The 18,412-nt window shown below is 71.8% G+C and carries 21 protein-coding genes; 10 read left to right on the forward strand and 11 right to left on the reverse strand.

Annotated elements, in window-relative coordinates:
* Positions 1-69: 69 nt before the first annotated feature.
* Positions 70-954: a hypothetical protein gene (locus tag AB0950_RS00170; RefSeq protein WP_366777461.1), complete on the reverse strand. Its 885-nt coding sequence runs from the start codon at positions 952-954 to the stop codon at positions 70-72.
* A 156-nt stretch (positions 955-1,110) separates the two neighbouring features.
* Here AB0950_RS00170 and AB0950_RS00175 point away from each other — a divergent pair, with 156 nt between their 5' ends.
* Together AB0950_RS00175 and AB0950_RS00180 are read left to right on the forward strand one after the other, a co-directional pair.
* On the forward strand, positions 1,111-2,109 hold the full coding sequence (locus tag AB0950_RS00175) for a DUF4097 family beta strand repeat-containing protein (protein ID WP_366777462.1): 999 nt from the start codon (positions 1,111-1,113) through the stop codon (positions 2,107-2,109).
* A gap of 1 nt (position 2,110) precedes the next feature.
* Positions 2,111-3,163: a PadR family transcriptional regulator gene (locus tag AB0950_RS00180; protein ID WP_366777463.1), complete on the forward strand. Its 1,053-nt coding sequence runs from the start codon at positions 2,111-2,113 to the stop codon at positions 3,161-3,163.
* A 235-nt stretch (positions 3,164-3,398) separates the two neighbouring features.
* On the opposite strand, the gene AB0950_RS00185 is transcribed toward AB0950_RS00180, so the two are convergent.
* From AB0950_RS00185 to AB0950_RS00200, 4 genes are all read right to left on the reverse strand, one after another.
* Positions 3,399-3,965, reverse strand: a complete 567-nt coding sequence (locus tag AB0950_RS00185; RefSeq protein WP_360154875.1) for a Clp protease N-terminal domain-containing protein — start codon at positions 3,963-3,965, stop codon at positions 3,399-3,401.
* Positions 3,965-4,174, reverse strand: a complete 210-nt coding sequence (locus tag AB0950_RS00190; RefSeq protein ID WP_018571396.1) for an HTH domain-containing protein — start codon at positions 4,172-4,174, stop codon at positions 3,965-3,967. Before AB0950_RS00190 ends, AB0950_RS00185 begins: the two co-directional genes overlap by 1 nt.
* Before the next feature lie 106 nt (positions 4,175-4,280).
* Complete coding sequence (locus AB0950_RS00195) at positions 4,281-5,246, reverse strand: zinc-binding dehydrogenase (protein ID WP_366777464.1); 966 nt, start codon at positions 5,244-5,246, stop codon at positions 4,281-4,283.
* A gap of 191 nt (positions 5,247-5,437) precedes the next feature.
* Positions 5,438-6,661 carry an NADP-dependent malic enzyme gene (locus AB0950_RS00200; protein WP_366777465.1) on the reverse strand — a complete coding sequence of 408 codons (1,224 nt, stop codon included), beginning with the start codon at positions 6,659-6,661 and terminating at the stop codon, positions 5,438-5,440.
* 557 nt (positions 6,662-7,218) lie between these two features.
* Between AB0950_RS00200 and AB0950_RS00205 the strand changes: the two genes are divergently transcribed.
* From AB0950_RS00205 to AB0950_RS00215, 3 genes are read left to right on the forward strand one after another with little or no spacing between them, the layout of a single operon-like run.
* Complete coding sequence (locus tag AB0950_RS00205; protein WP_360154867.1) at positions 7,219-8,172, forward strand: ABC transporter substrate-binding protein; 954 nt, start codon at positions 7,219-7,221, stop codon at positions 8,170-8,172.
* A gap of 32 nt (positions 8,173-8,204) precedes the next feature.
* On the forward strand, positions 8,205-9,140 hold the full coding sequence (locus AB0950_RS00210; protein ID WP_360154864.1) for an amino acid ABC transporter permease: 936 nt from the start codon (positions 8,205-8,207) through the stop codon (positions 9,138-9,140).
* 53 nt (positions 9,141-9,193) lie between these two features.
* Positions 9,194-9,946, forward strand: a complete 753-nt coding sequence (locus tag AB0950_RS00215; RefSeq protein WP_360155284.1) for an amino acid ABC transporter ATP-binding protein — start codon at positions 9,194-9,196, stop codon at positions 9,944-9,946.
* 65 nt (positions 9,947-10,011) lie between these two features.
* Here AB0950_RS00215 and AB0950_RS00220 read toward each other — a convergent pair whose 3' ends face one another.
* Positions 10,012-10,770, reverse strand: coding sequence for a class I SAM-dependent methyltransferase (locus AB0950_RS00220; protein ID WP_360154861.1), 759 nt, complete (start codon positions 10,768-10,770; stop codon positions 10,012-10,014).
* 97 nt (positions 10,771-10,867) lie between these two features.
* On the opposite strand from AB0950_RS00220, the gene AB0950_RS00225 reads away from it, so the two are divergent.
* Entirely contained in the window at positions 10,868-11,497 is a 630-nt protein-coding gene (locus tag AB0950_RS00225) for a CGNR zinc finger domain-containing protein (protein WP_360154858.1), read from the forward strand.
* Here the strand turns inward: AB0950_RS00225 and sodX are convergent.
* Complete coding sequence (gene sodX, locus AB0950_RS00230; protein ID WP_360155281.1) at positions 11,401-11,835, reverse strand: nickel-type superoxide dismutase maturation protease; 435 nt, start codon at positions 11,833-11,835, stop codon at positions 11,401-11,403. The two genes, AB0950_RS00225 and sodX, sit on opposite strands and share 97 nt — an antisense overlap.
* A 145-nt stretch (positions 11,836-11,980) precedes the next feature.
* Here sodX and sodN point away from each other — a divergent pair, with 145 nt between their 5' ends.
* The 4 genes from sodN (at position 11,981) to AB0950_RS00250 (ending at position 14,853) form a co-directional block, all read left to right on the forward strand.
* Positions 11,981-12,376 carry a superoxide dismutase, Ni gene (sodN, locus tag AB0950_RS00235; RefSeq protein WP_330337855.1) on the forward strand — a complete coding sequence of 132 codons (396 nt, stop codon included), beginning with the start codon at positions 11,981-11,983 and terminating at the stop codon, positions 12,374-12,376.
* Positions 12,377-12,594: 218 nt separating this feature from the next.
* Complete coding sequence (locus AB0950_RS00240) at positions 12,595-13,833, forward strand: FAD-dependent oxidoreductase (protein WP_360155278.1); 1,239 nt, start codon at positions 12,595-12,597, stop codon at positions 13,831-13,833.
* Positions 13,834-13,975: 142 nt separating this feature from the next.
* Complete coding sequence (locus AB0950_RS00245) at positions 13,976-14,374, forward strand: helix-turn-helix transcriptional regulator (RefSeq protein WP_360154854.1); 399 nt, start codon at positions 13,976-13,978, stop codon at positions 14,372-14,374.
* A 62-nt stretch (positions 14,375-14,436) separates the two neighbouring features.
* Positions 14,437-14,853 carry a VOC family protein gene (locus AB0950_RS00250; RefSeq protein WP_360154851.1) on the forward strand — a complete coding sequence of 139 codons (417 nt, stop codon included), beginning with the start codon at positions 14,437-14,439 and terminating at the stop codon, positions 14,851-14,853.
* A 63-nt stretch (positions 14,854-14,916) separates the two neighbouring features.
* Here the strand turns inward: AB0950_RS00250 and AB0950_RS00255 are convergent, their stop codons facing one another.
* From AB0950_RS00255 to AB0950_RS00270, 4 genes are all read right to left on the reverse strand, one after another.
* Positions 14,917-15,249: a DUF952 domain-containing protein gene (locus AB0950_RS00255; RefSeq protein WP_360154848.1), complete on the reverse strand. Its 333-nt coding sequence runs from the start codon at positions 15,247-15,249 to the stop codon at positions 14,917-14,919.
* A gap of 9 nt (positions 15,250-15,258) precedes the next feature.
* A complete protein-coding gene (locus AB0950_RS00260; protein WP_360154845.1) occupies positions 15,259-15,453 on the reverse strand; it encodes a hypothetical protein in 195 nt (64 codons plus the stop codon).
* Between the two features lie 213 nt (positions 15,454-15,666).
* Positions 15,667-16,842: a family 2 encapsulin nanocompartment cargo protein polyprenyl transferase gene (locus AB0950_RS00265; protein ID WP_366777466.1), complete on the reverse strand. Its 1,176-nt coding sequence runs from the start codon at positions 16,840-16,842 to the stop codon at positions 15,667-15,669.
* Between the two features lie 112 nt (positions 16,843-16,954).
* The gene (locus AB0950_RS00270; RefSeq protein WP_360154839.1) at positions 16,955-18,361 is read right to left on the reverse strand and encodes a family 2B encapsulin nanocompartment shell protein; all 1,407 of its coding nucleotides are present in this window, start codon (positions 18,359-18,361) and stop codon (positions 16,955-16,957) included.
* Between the last annotated feature and the right edge of the window lie 51 nt (positions 18,362-18,412).

Genomic DNA, 18,412 nt, shown 5'->3' on the forward strand with positions numbered 1-18,412 from the left:
TTCCCCGCGGCCCTTTGGGGCGCTGCAGCGCACCGGGCGCCTCCGCAGCTCCCAGCCCTGGGTACACCGTCATCCGCGCCCGCGCGCGCCCTCGTACGCCATCGCCAGCACCCCGTGCGCCAGCAGCAGCGCCCCCGCCGCCACCCATCCCCCGCTCCGCCGCCGGATCCCCCACAGGGTCACCGGCAGCCCCACCCCGACCTGCGCCATTCCGAGCCACCGGGCCCACGGATCCCTGGACCCCGGCGCCCACACGCCGAGCCCCGTGCCGCCGCCGCGCTTCTCCCCGGCCACCGGCTCCGGCTCCGGCTCCGCCCGTACCGCCGCCTCTCCCCAGTCGGCCTTCTGTACCCACCGCACCCCGCCCGGTGCCTCCGTCACGGCGTGCAGCAGCCGGTCGGCGCTTTCTCCCGGTGTCAGGCCCGTCGGCAGTTCGACTCCCGCGTGTGTCAGGACCGCGATCAGGCCACGCAGCCGTGCCGGGCCGTCCGCGTCGGAGTCCGGGGCCGTCAGAGCGTCCAGGGCCGGCGCGTCCCGCGCGGGATCCAGGCCCAGCCGTGCCGCGAAGGTGTGCATCGCCTCGTGCTCCCCGGCCGGCGTGCCGTTGGCCAGCCAGACGTACCCCACTGGACGGCGGAAGCCGGAGGCGAGGGTGTAACCGACCCGGTCGGCGTCCCACCACAGCGCGAGCACGGGCCAGGACGATCCGACGGCGAGCGCGGAGGCCCACCCGGTGAGCACCCGGTCGACGGGCTCGCTCCCGGCGCCGTCCGCGCGCCACGGACTGCCCTCCGGCACCAGTACGCTCCACCGCTCGCCCGCGCGGGTGAGCGCCATCCGCTCGCACAGCAGCGGTGCGAGAAGGCCGACGGAGTCCGGTTCGGCCCGGCAAAGGAGCAGCGCACCGGAGGCGGAGGCGGCATGCGAGCCGCGGTGGAACGCACGCGTCGACATGCCAACACGCTAGGCACCCGGTCCCGATCACGCCCGATATGAGCCGTACGCGCTCACACGAAAGAGTGCCTTGACTTCCGAGGACCACGATATATCGTGTTTTCCAGAGGACGCGATATGGCGTGTCGCGCACCGTGCCCGACCGAGGAGGTCCCCATGCCCGAGTGGTCCGTCAGCGAGCCCCAGAAGCTCACCTTCGACACCCGCGTGAGCGACCTCAAGGTCCGCATCGTCAACGGCACGGTGAACGTGGTGGGCACGGACGAGGGTTCCGCGCGCCTGGAGATCTCGGAGATCGAGGGACCACCCCTGATGGTGACCCAGATGGGCGACACCCTCACGGTGGCCTACGAGGACCTGCCCTGGAAGGGCTTCCTGAAGTGGCTCGACCGTAAAGGCTGGCGGCGCAGCGCGGTCGTCTCCCTGGCGGTCCCCGCCGACACCCGCGTGGAGGTGGGCGTGATCGGCGCCGGCGCCGTCGTCTCCGGCATACGGGGGCCGGCCGTGGTCAAGGGGGTCACCGGCGACACGACCCTGGTGGGCGTCTCGGGCCAGGTCCGCGCGGACACCGTGTCCGGGAATCTGGAGGCCCAGGCGGTCACCGGCGACCTGCGGTTCAACTCGGTCTCGGGGGACCTGACGGTGGTCGACGGCTCCGGCCGCTCCGTCCGCGCCGACTCCGTCAGCGGGTCCATGATCCTCGACCTGGACCCGGACGGCCCGACCGACGTCACCCTGACCAGCGTCTCCGGTGAGATCGCCATCCGCCTGCCGCATCCGGCGGACGCCGAGGTGGAGGCGAACACCGCGAGCGGCACGATCTCCAACGCCTTCGACGGGCTGCGGGTGCACGGCCAGTGGGGCGCCCACAAGATCACCGGCCGCCTGGGCGCCGGCACCGGCAGACTGAAGGCCACGACGGTCTCCGGCTCGATCGCGTTGCTGCGCCGCCCGCCGCGCGAGGACGAGCCCGACACCCCGTGGGAGTCCGAGCCCTCGGGCCCCTCCCGCCCCGCAGACCCCTCCGAGTCCGCGCAGCCCCCCGGCCCCGGCGTCGGCGCCCCGTCCGCCTCGGGGGACAATTCCGTCTCCGACCAGGGCGCCGGCGGGACCGACGCCCCGGCCGACGGCACGACCGACAAGAAGGTGCTCTGACATGCCTCCCGTCTTCGCCCACGGGCGCCTGCGCCTGTACCTGCTCAAGCTGCTCGACGAGGCCCCGCGCCACGGCTACGAGGTCATCAGGCTCCTCGAGGAGCGCTTCCAGGGGCTGTACGCCCCGTCGGCGGGCACGGTCTACCCCCGGCTGGCCAAGCTGGAGGCCGAGGGCCTGGTCAGGCACACCACCGAGGGCGGCCGCAAGGTGTACGCCATCACGGACGCGGGCCGCGCCGAACTGGCCGACCGGAGTGGTGAGTTGGCCGACCTGGAGCTGGAGATCCGCGAGTCGGTCGCCGAACTGGCCGCCGAGATACAGGCCGACGTGCGCGGCGCGGCCGGTGATCTGCGCCGCGAGGTGCGCGCCGCGGCCTCCGAGGCCCGCCGGGCCAGGACCGGCGCACCGGGTCCCTTCGGGGAGTACGGCGACCTCACCGACAAGGAGGCCTGGAAGGCCGCCAAGGAGGAGATGCGCCGGGTCAAGCAGGAGTGGAAGGAGCAGGCGCGCCGCGCCAAGGACGAGAGCCGCCGGGCCCGCGAGGAGGCCCAGCGGGCCCGCCGTCAGGCCCAGGAGGCGCAGGCGCGGGCGCGGGCCCAGGCGCAGGAGGAGATGCAGCGCATCGCCCGCCAGGTCCAGGACCGCGTCCAGGACCACTTCGCCCAGGGCGACTGGCCCACGGGCCTGCGCGAGGGCCTGTCCGAACTGGCCAAGGAGCTGGGCGACTTCGGCAAGTACTGGGGCTCCTCCCGCACCTCGGGGGAACCGGCCCCGAAGCACACCGGCCCCCTGCCGACCCCGCACGACGTCGCATCGGCCCCGTACTTCCCGGCCGAGGACTTCCCCGCCGAGTACGAACCCTCCTGGGCGCACGAGGAGTTCACCGGCGACCCGGCCCGCGACCTGGACCGCCTGCTGGACCGCTTCCGCGACGACATCCGCGACGCGGCCCGCGACCACGGGGTCACCTCGGACCAACTCCGCGACACCCGGCGCCACCTGTCCACGGCGGCGGCCCACATCGCCGCAGTCCTGCACGGCCCGAAGACCTGACCGGGAGGGTCAGGGCGACCTGGACGTCGCCGGAGGTGGCCGAGCCCGGCCGTCATGCCGTTGGCGCAGGCTGGCCGACGTCTCAACCGGCCAGGGCGCCGGCGCCGCCAGGCACGTCGTGGGCGCGGGCCGGCCGACGTCTCCAACGGCCAGGGCGTCTCCAGAGGCGGCCAGGGCGCCGGCAGCCATGCCATCGGAGCCGCAGTCACGCCGTTGACCCAGCCCGGACGGCGTCTCAGCCGGCCTGTGCCTCTTCCGGGCCGTACAGGACGCGGTTCAGCGAGGCGTATGTCACCCCGTGGTCCGCCAGGACCTCGCCCGTCGGACCGGGGAGGGCGGTCAGGGCCAGCAGGAGGTGCTCGTCGCCGATGTGCCGGTCGCGTCGGCCGACGGCGACGCGCAGCGCCTTCTCCAGGGCGGCCTTGGCGTCCCGGCCGAAGCCCGGCCGGCGGGCCGACTGCCGGCGCCGGTTCTCCGGGGCACCGGACAGCGCGCCGACGCCGTGCGCCTCCTCGACCCGGGCGACGATTTCGGACACGTCGATCCCCAGCCCCGCCAGCGCGTCCGCGTCGGCCCGGGACAGCCCGCCGCGCCGCCGCGCCTCGTCCAGCGCTTCCCGTACGGACGCCCGGCGGCCGGAGAGCCCGAGCGCGCCCAGGGCGAAGGAGGCACGGCTGCCCTCGCGGTCGAGCAGAGCGAGCAGCAGGTGCTCCGCGCCGACGGTCTGCTCGCCCGTGTTCTCGCAGTGGAGGAACGCGCCTTTCACGACCTCACGGGCGTCCTTGGTGAAGCGTTCGAACATCACTGCCTCCCGTATTTCTTGTGCACGGCCTGCCTGCTGACGCCGAGCTCCGCGGCGATCTCCTGCCACGACCAGCCCTGATTGCGCGCGCTGCGCACCTGTACCGCCTCCAGCTGCTCCAGCAGCCTGCGCAGCGCGGCCACGGCCCGCAGTCCCACCCGCGGATCACGGTCGCCGGCGCGCTCGGCGAGATCGGTTGCCTCGGTCATGATGTCAACCTACGTTGACAGTCGGCGCATGTCAATCAAAGTTGACACGCAGGACGTGGAAAAGGCGGGCCGGGAACACCCGGCCCGCCTGGCACCCCGACAGCAGTCAGGAGTGGGTGAGCACGATCTTTCCGAACTGCTCGCCGGACGCGAGGCGTTCGAAGCCCTCGCGGGCCCGGTCCAGCGGCAGTTCCTCGTCGATGACGGGCCGGACACCGGTCGCCGCGCAGAAGGAGAGCAGGTCCTCCAGCTCGTCCTTGGTGCCCATGGTGGAGCCGACGACCTTCAGTTCGAGGAAGAAGATCCGGGTCAGCTCGGCGTGCGAGGGCCGGTCGCCGCTGGTGGCGCCCGAGATGACGATCGTGCCGCCGGGCCGCAGCGACTTCACCGAGTGGGACCAGGTGGCGGCGCCCACGGTCTCGATCACCGCGTCCACCCGCTGCGGCAGCCGTGCCCCCGGCTCCACCACCTCCACGGCCCCCAGCTCCAGGGCCCGCTTCCGCTTGGCCTCGTCGCGGCTGGTGGCGAAGACACGCAGGCCCGCCGCCTTGCCGAGCACGATCGCGGCCGTGGCGACACCGCCGCCCGCGCCCTGCACGAGCACCGAGTCACCGGGCCGTACCCCGGCGTTGGTGAACAGCATCCGATAGGCCGTCAGCCAGGCCGTCGGCAGACAGGCGGCCTCGGCGAAGGACAGCTCCTTGGGCTTGGGCAGCACGTTCCAGGTCGGGACGGCGACCTGCTCGGCGAAGGTGCCCTGGTAGCGCTCGGTGAGGATGGAGCGCGGCTCGTTCGGGCCGACGCCGTGGCCGGTCTGGCCGATGACGGAGTGCAGGACGACCTCGTTGCCGTCCTCGTCGATTCCGGCGGCGTCACAGCCGAGGATCATCGGCAGCCGGTCCTCCGACAGGCCGACGCCCTTGAGGGACCAGAGGTCGTGGTGGTTGAGGGAGGCGGCGCGCACATCGATCGTGCTCCAGCCGGGCCGTGCCTCGGGGGCCGGACGCTCCCCCAACTCCAGGCCGGTGAGCGGCTGGTCGCGGTCGATTCGGGCGGCGTAGACAGCGAACATGCAGCCGACGATAGGTCCGCCGATCAGCCAGCGGAACCGCAGGGGCCTGTGACACATGCCCTCTTGCGCAAGGGCACCCATGCGGCGCAGCCCCGCACCAGTACCGCCAAAGGGTGCCTCTCGTGACACCCGAGACGGGCGGACGGGTGGGAAAGAAGTGGCCCCGCTCAAACGAACGGGGCCACTTCGCGTTACCGGCGCGCAACTCCCTCGGCCCGCGCGGCAGCCGCGACCGCCGCCGTGACCGCCGGAGCGACCCGATCATCGAACGGCGAGGGAATCACATAGTCGGCGGCGAGGTCGTCACCGACCACCGCGGCCAGCGCCTCGGCCGCAGCGATCTTCATCCCCTCGGTGATCCGAGTGGCCCGCACCTGCAGCGCACCGGCGAAGATGCCCGGGAACGCCAGCACGTTGTTGATCTGGTTCGGGAAGTCGGACCGCCCGGTCGCGACGACCGCCGCGTACTTGTGGGCGACGTCCGGGTGCACCTCGGGGTTCGGGTTGGCCATCGCGAACACGAAGGCGCCCTTGGCCATCGAGGCGACGGCCTCCTCCGCGACCGTACCGCCGGAGACGCCGATGAAGACGTCGGCGCCCGCGAGGGCGTCCTCCAGCGAGCCGGTGATGCCGGCCTTGTTGGTGAACCCGGCGAGCTCGCGCTTGACCGGGGTGAGGTCCTCCCGGTCCGCGGACACGACGCCCTTGCGGTCCGCCACCGCCACGTCCCCGATGCCGGCCTCGACCAGCATCTTGGCGATGGCGACACCGGCCGCGCCGGCGCCCGAGATGACGGCCCGCAGCTGACCGATCTCCCGGCCGCTGAGCCGCGCCGCGTTCCGCAGCGCGGCGAGCGTCACGACGGCCGTACCGTGCTGGTCGTCGTGGAAGACCGGGATGTCCAGGCGCTCCTGCAGCCGGCGCTCGATCTCGAAGCACCGGGGCGCCGAGATGTCCTCCAGGTTCACTCCGCCGAAGGACGGGGCGAGCCGGACGACGGTCTCGACGATGTCGTCCACGTCGGTGCAGTCGAGCGCGATCGGCACCGCGTCGACGCCGCCGAACTGCTTGAACAGGATGGCCTTGCCCTCCATCACCGGGAGGGAGGCCTCGGGACCGATGTCGCCGAGTCCGAGCACGGCCGTGCCGTCGGTGACGACGGCGACCACGGAGGACTTCCATGTGTAGTCGTTGACAAGCTCCGGCTGCTCCGCGATCGCGGTGCACACGCGCGCGACGCCGGGCGTGTACGCGAGGGAAAGGTCGTCCTTGTCACGGACCGGCACGGTGGCCTGCACGGCCATCTTGCCGCCGCGGTGCAGCGCGAACGCCGGATCGAAGGAATCGAGGGGCTCGGCCCCGCCGTCCTGGTCCGTTTTGCTGTCGCTGCGAGGATTGACGATCTCCGCTGCCACTTCGTTGTACCCCTTAGGTATGCATGGTTTGAGGGTCGACCACTCCTGGTGAGGGGTGGGCGGGCACCGCGCACCGCCCGAATTGCTGATACGTACGGGCCGTACGCGACGGGCGCGCCGCACACGCGCCCTGAGCCCCGGATGAGGGGTGTAAAGAACCTTCTTACCGGACGGACGGCGCCCACGACGAGTCCATTAGGTGCAAGGTCACATCTCGGGACCAGAAAGCCACACGGAGATGACGCGCGGCTGACGACCGCGACAAGCACACGCAGGACACCGGTATGCGGACGCTCACGCTGACCACATCGTGAGATGCGCCGAAGATTTTCCGGCCGGAGGGCTGGAGTTCCGCAGATGGTTCGGTGGTGAACGACCAAGGATGTACCGAACTGATGCGGTTCGGGGGTGACCCGTTATCCGATTTTGACATAGGGACGCACCTGGATGGCGTAGTCCGAATGGCAAGATGCCGTAAACCCACGAGGTCGCGACACCCGAAGGTGTGTGTTCTCACCGACCCATCGCACGTCTTCCCATCCGCCGGAGGAACCACGATGACCGCAAGCTCCACCCGTCGTACGACCGCCGCACGCTCCCGTCTGGCAGCGGCCGGTGCGATCGCGGTCGCGGGCGCCCTGCTGCTCACCGGCTGCGGTGACCAGACCAAGGACAAGGGCTCCGGCAGCGCGTCGACGGCCTCCGCCCCGCTGGCCGGCAAGCTCCCCAAGGAGATCCGGGACAAGGGCACGATCGAGGTCGGCTCGGACATCGCGTACGCGCCCGTGGAGTTCAAGGACTCCTCCGGCAAGGCCGTCGGCCTGGACCCGGACCTGGCCGCGGCCATGGGCAAGCAGCTCGGTGTGAAGCTGGAGTTCCGGAACGGCACGTTCGACGCCCTGCTCACCGGTCTGCGCTCCGGCCGCTACGACATCGCTATGTCGGCGATGACGGACAACAAGAACCGCCAGGAGGGCATCGACCCCGACACGGGCAAGAAGGTCGGCGAGGGCGTCGACTTCGTCGACTACCTGACCGCCGGCGTCTCCATCTACACCCGCAAGGGCGACACCCAGGGCATCACCGGCTGGTCGGACCTGTGCGGCAAGAAGATCGCCGTCGAGCGCGGCACCGTCTCGGAGGACCTGGCCAAGCAGGAGGCCAAGAAGTGTCCGGGCGGCAAGAAGCTCACCATCGAGCCCTTCGACGACGACCAGCAGTCCCAGACCCGGCTGCGCTCGGGCGGTGTGGACGCCGCCTCCTCCGACTTCCCGGTCGCCGCGTACGCGGTGAAGACCTCCGGCGGCGGCAAGGACTTCCAGACCGTCGGCCAGCAGGTCGAGGCGGCCCCGTACGGCATCGCCGTGGCGAAGAAGGACACCCAGCTGCGCGACGCGCTCCAGGCCGCGATGAACGCCATCATCAAGAACGGCGAGTACGCGAAGATCCTCCAGAAGTGGGGCGCCCAGGACGGCGCCGTCAAGGAGTCCGTGATCAACGGCGGCAAGTGACCCGCGTCGGCGGCCACTGAGAGGCAACACCCGTGACTGACACCGAGAAGACGGCCGGGCAGGAGAGTGCTCCCCCGGCCGGCGGCCCGGAGGCCATCAAGGCGATCCCGGTCCGCCACTACGGGCGATACGTTTCCGCCCTCATAGCCATCGCGCTCCTCGTCGCGATCATCTACGCCTTCGGCCAGGGCAAGATCAACTGGCACGCGGTGCCGGACTACTTCTTCGACCACCGGATCATGACCGGTGTCTCCAAGACGCTGCTGCTGACGGTCCTGTCGATGCTGATCGGCATCGTCGGCGGCGTCGTCCTCGCCGTCATGCGGCTGTCGAAGAACCCGGTGACCTCGTCGATCGCGTGGTTCTACATCTGGTTCTTCCGCGGCACCCCGGTCCTGGTCCAGCTGTTCCTGTGGTTCAACCTGGGCCTGGTCTTCGAGTACATCAACCTGATGCCTTTCTACAAGGACTACTGGTCGAACTTCATGACGCCGCTGCTGACGGCGCTGCTCGGCCTGGGTCTGAACGAGGCGGCGTACATGGCCGAGATCTGCCGGGCGGGCCTGCTCGCGGTGGACGAGGGCCAGACCGAGGCGGCCCACGCGCTCGGCATGAGCCACGGCAGGACCCTGCGCCGGGTGATCATCCCGCAGGCGATGCGCGTGATCGTGCCGCCGACGGGCAACGAGGTCATCAACATGCTGAAGACGACCTCGCTCGTGGCGGCCGTCCAGTATCCCGAGCTGTTCCGCTACGCCCAGGACATCGGCCAGAACTCCGGCGCCCCGGTGGAGATGTACTTCCTCGCCGCGGCCTGGTACCTGATCATGACCTCCGTCCTGAGCGTCGGCCAGTACTACATCGAGCGCTACTACGCCCGCGGTTCCAGCCGCAGCCTCCCGCCCACCCCGTGGCAGAAGGTCAGGTCCCATCTGACGACCTTCTCGAGCAGGAAGGTGACGGCATGACCGACAAGCCGAGCAAGACGCAGGACACCGTGCCGGCCAAGGGCTCCGTCCCCATGGTCAAGGCGCAGGGCGTGCACAAGTCCTTCGGCCATGTCGAGGTGCTGAAGGGCATCGACCTGGAGGTGAAGCCGGGCGAGGTGTTCTGCCTGATCGGCCCCTCCGGTTCCGGCAAGTCGACCTTCCTGCGGTGCATCAACCACCTGGAGAAGATCAACGCGGGCCGGCTGTACGTCGACGGCGAGCTGGTCGGCTACCGCCAGCAGGGCGACAAGCTGTACGAGCTGCGCGACCGCGAGGTCGCCATGAAGCGCCGGGACATCGGCATGGTCTTCCAGCGCTTCAACCTGTTCCCGCACATGACGGCGCTGGAGAACGTCATGGAGGCGCCGGTGCAGGTCAAGGGCCAGAGCAAGGCCGAGGCGCGGGAGCGGGCGATGGCCCTGCTGGAGCGCGTGGGGCTGGCCGACCGGGCCGGGCACTACCCCTCGCAGCTCTCCGGCGGCCAGCAGCAGCGGGTGGCGATCGCCCGTGCGCTCGCGATGGACCCGAAGCTGATGCTGTTCGACGAGCCGACCTCGGCCCTCGACCCGGAGCTGGTCGGTGACGTCCTGGACGTCATGCGCGACCTCGCCGAGTCCGGTATGACGATGGTCGTCGTCACCCACGAGATGGGCTTCGCCCGCGAGGTGGGCGACAGCCTGGTGTTCATGGACGAGGGCGTGGTGGTCGAGTCGGGCCGTCCCCGCGACGTCCTGACGGACCCGCAGCACGAGCGGACGCAGTCCTTCCTGTCCAAGGTGCTGTAGCGGGCAGGCGCGGCAAGGGGCGGCACGCGATCGTGCCGCCCCTTCTCGTGTCCCCGGGCCGGCCGCTACTTGAGGGCGAGCAGCAGCGTGTCGGAGGGCGAGCACCACACCGGCCGGGCCTCCGCGAAGCCCTTCTCCCGCAGCACGCGCGCGTGCCAGGCCGCGCTCGGCGTATCCCCGTCGGCGTGCTCGCCGTAGATCTCGAAGCGGCGGGCGGTGGGCTCGGCGAGGACCGGGTCCTCGGCCGCGACCTGCCACCACTCGGTCCAGTCCAGGGCGCCGTCCCGCTTGGCCTGATCCATGCGGGCGCGGCGCTGGGCGCGCTCCGCCGCGTTGATCCGGGGCGTGCTGTCGTCGATCATGTGGTCCGCGTTCATGAAGACACCGCCGTCGCGGACCAGCCCCGCGACCTGGCCGTAGAGGGTCGCGAGGGGTTCGCTGTGCAGCCAGTGCAGGGCCGTGGCGGTCAGGACGGCGTCGTACGAGTCGTACGGCAGCCGCTGCGTCCAGCCGGGGTCCTTGAGGTCGGCGGTGACGAGCGAGACCCGCTCGTCGCCCTCGAAGGTGCCGCGCGCGATGGCGAGCAGGGCCGGGTCGAGGTCGACGCCGGTGCTCGTGGCCTGCGGGAAGCGGCTGAGCAGCCGGGCGGTGATGCTGCCGGTGCCGCAGGCGAGGTCGAGGACGCGGGGAGCCGTGCCCACCAGCGCCTCGACCATGTCGAGCATGATCCGGAAGCGTTCCTCGCGGTCCGGCATGTACCACTCCTGCTGCCGGTCCCAGCTCTCCTGCCACGCGGCCCAGTCCGTGCCCGTAGTCGTCGTCATGAAGCCTGTCCCCCTCGTCTGCGTAATACCCTGGAAGCACGACCGGCTGTTACCCGACCGCAGACACGACCATAAAGCGCCCTCGTAAGGACTACAAGTGGAACTGGCCTATTACTCGGATTACGCGGTCCGCCTCGTCAACAGCGAGGAACCGGCCCGGGGCAAGGACTCGCTGACCTCGGTCGAGGCCGTCCGCGACCTCTTCGGGGCCAACGCGTCGGCGGCCCGCCGCGCCACCGACGCCGATGTCACCCGCTTCCGCTCGGTGCGGGCGCGGCTGCGCGCGGTCTTCGAGGCGGCCGACAAGGGCGACGAGACCCTCGCGGTGGACCTGCTGAACTCCCTGCTGCTGGAGTTCCCGGTCTCGCCGCAGATCTCCGGCCACGACCACCGGGACGAGGACGGCCGCCCCCTGTGGCACATGCACCTGGCCGACCACCCGTCGAACGCGACCGCGGGCTACGCGGCGATCGCCGCGATGGGCCTGGCCTTCCACCTCACCGAGTACGGCGTGGACCGCCTGGGCCTGTGCGAGGCGGCCCCCTGCCGCAACGCCTTCCTGGACACGTCCACCAACCGCTCCCGGCGCTACTGCTCCGACCGCTGCGCGACCCGCGCCAACGTGGCCGCCTACCGGGCCCGCAAGCGCCTGGAGGCCGACCGGTCCGGCAGCAGCGGCCTCGCCGCGGAGAGCGCCCAGCGCACCAGCGCGAGCGGCGAGCGCTGACCGTCCGGCAGCGGCCGGTACCGGAAGCGCGCGCGCCCGAGGATCAGCTCGTCGGGCACGACCCCGTAGTCCGTGCTGTCCCCGCCCGCGTACGGGTTGTCCCCGAGCACCCACCAGCCGCCGTCGCGGCGCTCCACCGCCCGCTTGACGACGAGCAGGTCCTGCTGGAACGGATGACGCAGGACGACGACGTCTCCCGGCCTGACCAGGGCGCCGTACCGCACCAGCAGCCGGTCCCCGTGACGGAGCGTGGGCACCATGGACGGACCCGTCACCTCGGCCAGTCCGAACGGCGCAACGGCCCTCCCCCGCTCCGTCTCCTGCGACAGCTCCGGCATGCCCGGCACCTCCCCGGTCCGTTCCTCCACCAGTCTCAGTCTGACCCTGGACTTTTGTCCTAAGCCCTAGGGGGCACCCGAGAAATCGCCTTCCCCAGGGAGTAATGTCGCACCTGAGAAGACGATCACGAGGAAGGAATGCTCCATGCTTTCCCGCCTGTTTGCCCCCAAGGTCAAGGTCAGCGCCCACTGCGACCTGCCCTGCGGCGTGTACGACCCGGCCCAGGCCCGCATCGAGGCGGAGTCGGTGAAGGCCATCCAGGAGAAGATGGCCGGCAACGACGACCCCCACTACCAGGCGCGTGCCACCGTCATCAAGGAGCAGCGCGCGGAGCTGGCCAAGCACCACGTCTCCGTCCTGTGGAGCGACTACTTCAAGGCCCCGCACTTCGAGAAGTACCCGGAGCTGCACCAGCTGGTCAACGACACCCTGAAGGCCCTCTCGGCCGCCAAGGCGTCCACCGACCCGGCGACGGGCCAGAAGGCTCTGGACTACATCGCCCAGATCGACAAGATCTTCTGGGAGACCAAGAAGGCCTGAGCCTTCCCCTCCCCGCGCGCAAAGGGGCCCGGCCGGTTCGCCCGGCCGGGCCCCTGCCCGTACGGGCCCGCTCCCGGTTCCTTGCGGGCCGGGCCGTACGGCGGTACGTCTCACCATCCGGGCCTCGCTGACCCGCACCCCAACGGCCGGGAAGAATCGGCCCGTTGGGAGCGCCGGGGAGCCGGCGGGGTCGACGGACGGGGAGGATGGACGGGGAGATGGCCGTGAGCGCGGGCACGGGGAAGCGGTTCGGTGAAGACATTCTGATCGTCGGGGCCGGAGTGGTGGGGGCGTCGGTCGCCCATCACCTCGCGCGGCTGGGGCACGACCGGGTGACCGTGCTGGACGCGCGAGACCGTGGCACGCTGCCGGGGTCCACGGGGCTCGCGCCGGGTTTCGTGGGCCGGCTCAGCGCCTCCCCGGAGCTGACGGCGCTGGCCCAGGACAGCGTCGGCACCTACCTCGCGCTCTCGCAGGCCGCGCCCGCGCCCGCGTTCTGGCAGGTCGGATGCCTGGAGGTGGCCACCACGCCGGCGCGGCTCGAGCAGGCCCACCGCGATGTCGAGCAGGGCCGGCAGGCCGGCATCGAGGCCCGCGTGGTCGACGCCGCCGAGGCCGTGGCCCTGGCCCCCGCGCTGGTCGACCCCGAACGCGCCCTGGGCGGCCTGTACCTGCCCGGCGACGGCGCCGCAGACCCGGCCGCGCTCACCCACGCCCTGGTCGAGGCCGCGGAGAAGGACGGGGCGCGCTTCCGCTTCGGTACACCGGTCCACGCGCTCCAGACCGAGGACGGGCGGGTCGTGGGGGTACGGGCCGGTGCGGACGGCGAGCTGGTACGGGCCGGGCGGGTCGTCCTGGCCACCGGGATCTGGGGGCCGGTGCTGGCGGCGGGCGCCGGAGTCCGGCTGCCCATGGTGGACGTCCAGCACCCCTACCAGTTCACCGCCGAACTGCCCGGACTCGACGACACCCCCATCGACGCGCCGATCGTCCGCTACCCCGACCACACCGTCTACACCCGCCGCCACGGCCGCCGCTACGGCCTGGGCAGCTACGCCCACACCCCGCTCCCGCTGACCCCGACCACCACACTCACCTCCGCAGAACTCCCTTTCCGTGAGGCCGACTTCGGCACCGCCCTGCGCGAAGCCGCCGCCCTGGTACCGGCGTTCCGGTCGGCGCCGTCCGGTCCCCGGCTCAACGGGGTGTTCGCCCTGACCCCGGACGAGCTTCCGCTGGTCGGCCCGACCGGGGTGGAGGGCCTGTGGTGCGCCGAGGCCTCCTGGGTGACGCACGCGGCCGGCGTCGGCCGCCAGCTCGCCCACATGCTCCTGGAGACCGGCGACCCGCTCGTGGACCCCGCACGACTCGCCCCCGACCGGTTCTCCTCGTGGAGCGACCAGAGGATCCGCGAGACCGCGCTCGGCCACTACCGGGGCATCTACGACGCACACTGACGCGCGCCGCGAGAGCCGCTGCTGCGCGGGCGAGGCCGCCTGCCCGCCTGTCGCGGCGGGCGGGGCACGCCTGGAGATCAGTGCGTTCCTGTGCGAAATCGTTCTGTACCGCGCTGTCGGTGCCGTGTGCCAAGCTGTGGACGTGACCCTGGAGGACCTCAGACGGCTGCGGCGTGTGCGCGACCGCATGGACCGTGAGTACGCCGAGCCGCTCGACATGACCGAGCTGGCCCGCGGCGCCCACATGTCCCCGGGCCACTTCCAGCGCAGCTTCCGCAAGGCCTTCGGGGAGACGCCGTACAGCTATCTGATGACCCGCAGGATCGAGCGGGCCAAGGCGCTGCTGCGGCGGGGCGACCTCACGGTCACCGAGGTCTGCCTGGCCGTGGGCTGTACGTCGCTCGGCTCCTTCAGCTCCCGCTTCACCGAGCTGGTCGGTCAGACGCCGAGCGCCTACCGGGCCCGCGACCACCAGGAGAGCGCGGTGATCCCGTCCTGCGTGGCCCGTACGTTCACCCGCCCCCGCCGCAGACCCTACTGACTCACCCGTCCTGCCCCGTCCACTCGCGCGCGCAGCGGCGCGGATGGGCCTAGCGTGTGGCCATGGACGTGAAACTCAAGCAGTGCTTCATCGCGGTGGACGACCATGACAAGGCGCTCGCCTTCTACCGTGACGTGCTCGGCCTGGAGGTCCGCAACGACGTGGGCTTCGAGGGCATGCGCTGGGTGACGCTGGGCTCGCCGCTCCAGCCGGACGTCGAGATCGTGCTGGAGCCGCCCGGCGCGAACCCGGACGCCTCCCCCGCCGACCGGCAGGCGCTCGCGGAACTGCTGGCCAAGGGCATGCTGAGGGGTGTCATCTTCACGACCGAGGACTGCGACGCGCTCTTCGAGCGGGTGCGGGAGTCCGGCGCCGATGTGCTCCAGGAGCCGACGGACCAGCCGTACGGGGTGCGCGACTGCGCCTTCCGGGACCCGGCGGGCAACCAGCTGCGCTTCCTCCAGCGCCCCGCGGACTGAAACTCCCGGAGGGTAGAGGGAGTTCGCGCCCGCACCCCGAGCCGTGAGGCGGCGCCTCGCCGGTCACCCCCAGGGCTCCACCTCCACCACGGCGTCCGCCGGCACCGGCCCGTAGACGTGCGGGAACTCCTCCCCGCCCGGTTCCGCGGCCTCGTACTTCACCGGCGCCCCGACCAGCGCGGGATCCACGACCAGGACCACCAGCTCGTCCGGGCCGTCATAGCCGCCGTAGAGCGACTCGGCGATGCGCGGCAGCTGCTCGCGGGTGGAGAAGTGGACGAAGCCCTCCTGCTGCAGGGTGCGGCCACGGGTCGACACCTCGTAGGCGCCGCGCTCACGGGCCGCTTCCCACAGGGAGCGCTCGGTGATGTGGAAGATGCGGGGCAGTTTCGGCATGCGCCCACGCTACGGGCGGCGCGGCTGCCCGGTTCCCTCGGCCCGGGCCGTGGGCCCGGCAGGCTCCCGGGAGGCCGCGCAGTCGGGGTTGCGGCAGGGGCCGGGACCCCACACCGGTACCCAGGCGCCCAGCGTCTTGCGCCGTCCGACGACCGTGTCGACGGGCTGGCCGCAGACGGGACAGACGTGGTCCTCGCTGTCCATGTCCTCAAGGGTAGGACGGGCGGTGATCCGGCGCCTCGCGGAACCCGCGCGGTCCTCGCTCCCCCGGTGGTTCCGTCTCCGCGTGAGCGATCCGTCCACGGAAGCGATCTGTCACCTGAGCGATCTGCCAGGCCGGAGCCCGGGCGCGCGCGGGGTCAGGATCGGCGCGCGCCCGGGCTCCGGGTTCCCCTCGGCCGGCGGCGCCGGCGGGGCTCAGCTGCTGCGCCGGGTCACGAACTCGGCGAGCGCCAGCAGACCGCCCGCCGCCTCCGGGGCGGGGACCGCGCGGGACAGCTCCTGCACGGCGCGCGCCATCCGGTCGGCCGCCTCGGCCTGCGCCCAGTCCCGGCCGCCCGCCCGCTCCACGGCCCGTGCCGTACGCGCGATGCCCTCGTCGTCCCCCGAGACGTACGGCTTGCCGTACAGCTCGGCGAGTTCGGCCGCCGCCTCGGTGCCGGAGGCGAGGGCCGCCACCACGGGCAGCGACTTCTTGCGGGCCGCGAGATCGGCGCCGGCCGGCTTGCCGGTGTGCCGGGGGTCGCCCCATATGCCGATGACGTCGTCGATCAGCTGGAAGGCGAGCCCCGCCTGACGGCCGAAGCCGTCCAGCGCCGCCACCTCGTCGTCGCCGGCGCCCGCGTACAGCGCGCCGAGGGCGCAGGCGCAGCCCAGCAGGGCGCCGGTCTTCGCCTCGGCCATGGCGAGCACCTCGTCGAGGGTGACCTCGTCCGGCGCGCGGTGCTCCATGTCCGTGTCGGTGTGCTGTCCGGCGCACAGCTCCACGACGCAGCCCGCGAGCCGGGCCGCGGCCGGCCCGGAGGCGGGGTGCGGGTCCTCGGCGAGCAGCCGCAGGGCCAGCGCCTGGAGGGCGTCGCCGGCGAGGATCGCGTCGGCGTCGCCGAACACGGTCCAGACGGTGGGCCGGTGCCGGCGGGAGGTGTCCCGGTCCATCACGTCGTCGTGCAACAGCGTGAAGTTGTGGACCAGTTCGACCGCCACCGCCGCCCGGACCGCCGCCGTACGGGCCGCCGGTCCGCCGAGGGCCGCTGCCGCCGCCAGCACGAGCGCGGGCCGGATCGCCTTGCCCGCGTTGCCGGCCGCCGGGGTGCCGTCCGCGTTCTGCCAGCCGAAGTGGTAGAGCGCGATACGGCGCAGGGACCCGGGCAGCGAGGTGAGGGCCGCGCGCAGCTCGGGGTCGACGACGGCCCGGGTGCGCTCCAGCAGCGTCGCCGCCTCCGGTGTGTCGGGGTGCCCTTCGCGCTGTCCCTCGGTGGGCCCGTCGAGCGGGCCGGCACCGGCGTCGCCGGTCCCCGCCCGCCCCTCCCCCGCCGTGCCCGGGTGCGGCACGGCGGGGGAACGCTGTTCGGTCTCCGTCATGAACTCGGCCATGTCTCCCCCTCGCCAGGTCCGCGGACACCGGCGTCGCCGGCCCGGCCGGACGCATATTCCGAGGGTCTACCCTGCCGGGCGGGCGGGGACACGGCCGCGAAGTGCGGAAACGTCACCTCCACCGGCCGATCTCGACGTTCTCCAGCACGCCGAGCGCGTCGGGGACCAGCACGGCGGCCGAGTAGTAGGCCGTCACCAGGTACTTGATGACGGCCTGTTCGTTGATGCCCATGAAGCGCACGGACAGGCTCGGCTCGATCTCGTCCGGGATGCCCGACTGCCTGAGGCCGATGACGCCCTGGTCCTGCTCGCCGGTGCGCATCGCGATGATCGAGGTGGTGCGCTGCGGGCTGACCGGGATCTTGTTGCACGGGTAGATCGGCACGCCGCGCCAGGTCGGGATGCGGTTGCCGGCGATGTCGATCGTCTCCGGGACCAGTCCGCGCTTGTTCAGCTCGCGCCCGAACGCGGCGATCGCGCGCGGGTGGGCCAGGAACAGCTTGGTGCTGCGGCGGCGGCTGAGCAGCTCGTCCATGTCGTCCGGGCCGGGCACGCCGTCGTGCGGCTGGATCCGCTGGTCGTACTCGCAGTTGTGGAGCAGGCCGAAGTCGCGGTTGTTGATCAGCTCGTGTTCCTGGCGCTCCTTGAGCGCCTCGACCGTGAGCCTGAGCTGCTGCTCGGTCTGGTTCATCGGCTGGTTGTACAGGTCGGCCACGCGCGTGTGGATGCGCAGCACGGTCTGGGCGATGCTCAGCTCGTACTCGCGGGGCCGGGGTTCGTAGTCGACGAAGGTGTGCGGGATGTCGGGCTCGCCGGAGTGGCCGGCCGCCAGCTCGACCTCCTTCTCGCCGTACTTGTTGGTCCGCTGCTCCGGCGTCGCGCGCAGCCGCTGGAGGTGGTCGCGCAGGCTGTCGGCGCGCTCCGCGACCCGCTCGAAGTCGTCGCGGCTGAGGATCAGCACGGTGGTCGGGGTGTCCGCGCGGACGGTGTACTCCCAGATGGCGTCCGGGTCCAGCAGCGCCTGGTCGCCGAAGTAGGCGCCGTCGGCGAGGACTCCGAGGACCGCGTCGTCACCGTAGGGTCCGGTGCCGATCTTCTCGACCCTGCCGTGCGCCAGCAGGTACACCTCGCCCGTCCGGTTGCCGAAGTCGGCGATCACCTGCCCCGGCGCGAAGTCGCGCTGGCGGCAGCGCCGGGCCAGCTCCGCCAGCACCTCCTCGTCCTCGTAGCCGCGCAGGGCCGGCAGCTCGCCGAGTTCGGCCGGGATGACCTCGACCTGGTCCCCGGTCTTCACGAAGGTGATGCGGCCGTCGCCGACGGCGTACGCGAGCCGCCGGTTGACCCGGTACGTGCCGCCCTGGACGTCGACCCACGGGAGTGTGCGCAGCAGCCAGCGGGAGCTGATCTCCTGCATCTGCGGAACGGACTTGGTGGTGGTGGCCAGGTTCCGCGCTGCCGCCGTCCCGAGGGACTGCTGCGGCTTGCCCTGATCCGTGCGGACCTCTTCGCCTACCGACATAGAGAATTGCCTCCCAGGTATGCCCGGCGCCGAATCGCAGGAGGCACCGGT

It is taken from the genome of Streptomyces sp. NPDC007189 (assembly GCF_040703635.1).
GTDB lineage: Bacteria > Actinomycetota > Actinomycetes > Streptomycetales > Streptomycetaceae > Streptomyces.

What these genes read in the sequence shown, in the direction of transcription:
- AB0950_RS00170 (WP_366777461.1), bottom strand. Translation starts at nt 954, where the DNA reads ATGTCGACGCGTGCGTTCCACCGCGGCTCGCATGCCGCCTCCGCCTCC.
- AB0950_RS00175 (WP_366777462.1), top strand. Translation starts at nt 1,111, where the DNA reads ATGCCCGAGTGGTCCGTCAGCGAGCCCCAGAAGCTCACCTTCGACACC.
- AB0950_RS00180 (WP_366777463.1), top strand. Translation starts at nt 2,111, where the DNA reads ATGCCTCCCGTCTTCGCCCACGGGCGCCTGCGCCTGTACCTGCTCAAG.
- AB0950_RS00185 (WP_360154875.1), bottom strand. Translation starts at nt 3,965, where the DNA reads ATGTTCGAACGCTTCACCAAGGACGCCCGTGAGGTCGTGAAAGGCGCG.
- AB0950_RS00190 (WP_018571396.1), bottom strand. Translation starts at nt 4,174, where the DNA reads ATGACCGAGGCAACCGATCTCGCCGAGCGCGCCGGCGACCGTGATCCG.
- AB0950_RS00195 (WP_366777464.1), bottom strand. Translation starts at nt 5,246, where the DNA reads ATGTTCGCTGTCTACGCCGCCCGAATCGACCGCGACCAGCCGCTCACC.
- AB0950_RS00205 (WP_360154867.1), top strand. Translation starts at nt 7,219, where the DNA reads ATGACCGCAAGCTCCACCCGTCGTACGACCGCCGCACGCTCCCGTCTG.
- AB0950_RS00215 (WP_360155284.1), top strand. Translation starts at nt 9,194, where the DNA reads ATGGTCAAGGCGCAGGGCGTGCACAAGTCCTTCGGCCATGTCGAGGTG.
- AB0950_RS00220 (WP_360154861.1), bottom strand. Translation starts at nt 10,770, where the DNA reads ATGACGACGACTACGGGCACGGACTGGGCCGCGTGGCAGGAGAGCTGG.
- sodX (WP_360155281.1), bottom strand. Translation starts at nt 11,835, where the DNA reads ATGCCGGAGCTGTCGCAGGAGACGGAGCGGGGGAGGGCCGTTGCGCCG.
- sodN (WP_330337855.1), top strand. Translation starts at nt 11,981, where the DNA reads ATGCTTTCCCGCCTGTTTGCCCCCAAGGTCAAGGTCAGCGCCCACTGC.
- AB0950_RS00240 (WP_360155278.1), top strand. Translation starts at nt 12,595, where the DNA reads ATGGCCGTGAGCGCGGGCACGGGGAAGCGGTTCGGTGAAGACATTCTG.
- AB0950_RS00250 (WP_360154851.1), top strand. Translation starts at nt 14,437, where the DNA reads ATGGACGTGAAACTCAAGCAGTGCTTCATCGCGGTGGACGACCATGAC.
- AB0950_RS00255 (WP_360154848.1), bottom strand. Translation starts at nt 15,249, where the DNA reads ATGCCGAAACTGCCCCGCATCTTCCACATCACCGAGCGCTCCCTGTGG.
- AB0950_RS00260 (WP_360154845.1), bottom strand. Translation starts at nt 15,453, where the DNA reads ATGGACAGCGAGGACCACGTCTGTCCCGTCTGCGGCCAGCCCGTCGAC.
- AB0950_RS00265 (WP_366777466.1), bottom strand. Translation starts at nt 16,842, where the DNA reads ATGGCCGAGTTCATGACGGAGACCGAACAGCGTTCCCCCGCCGTGCCG.
- AB0950_RS00270 (WP_360154839.1), bottom strand. Translation starts at nt 18,361, where the DNA reads ATGTCGGTAGGCGAAGAGGTCCGCACGGATCAGGGCAAGCCGCAGCAG.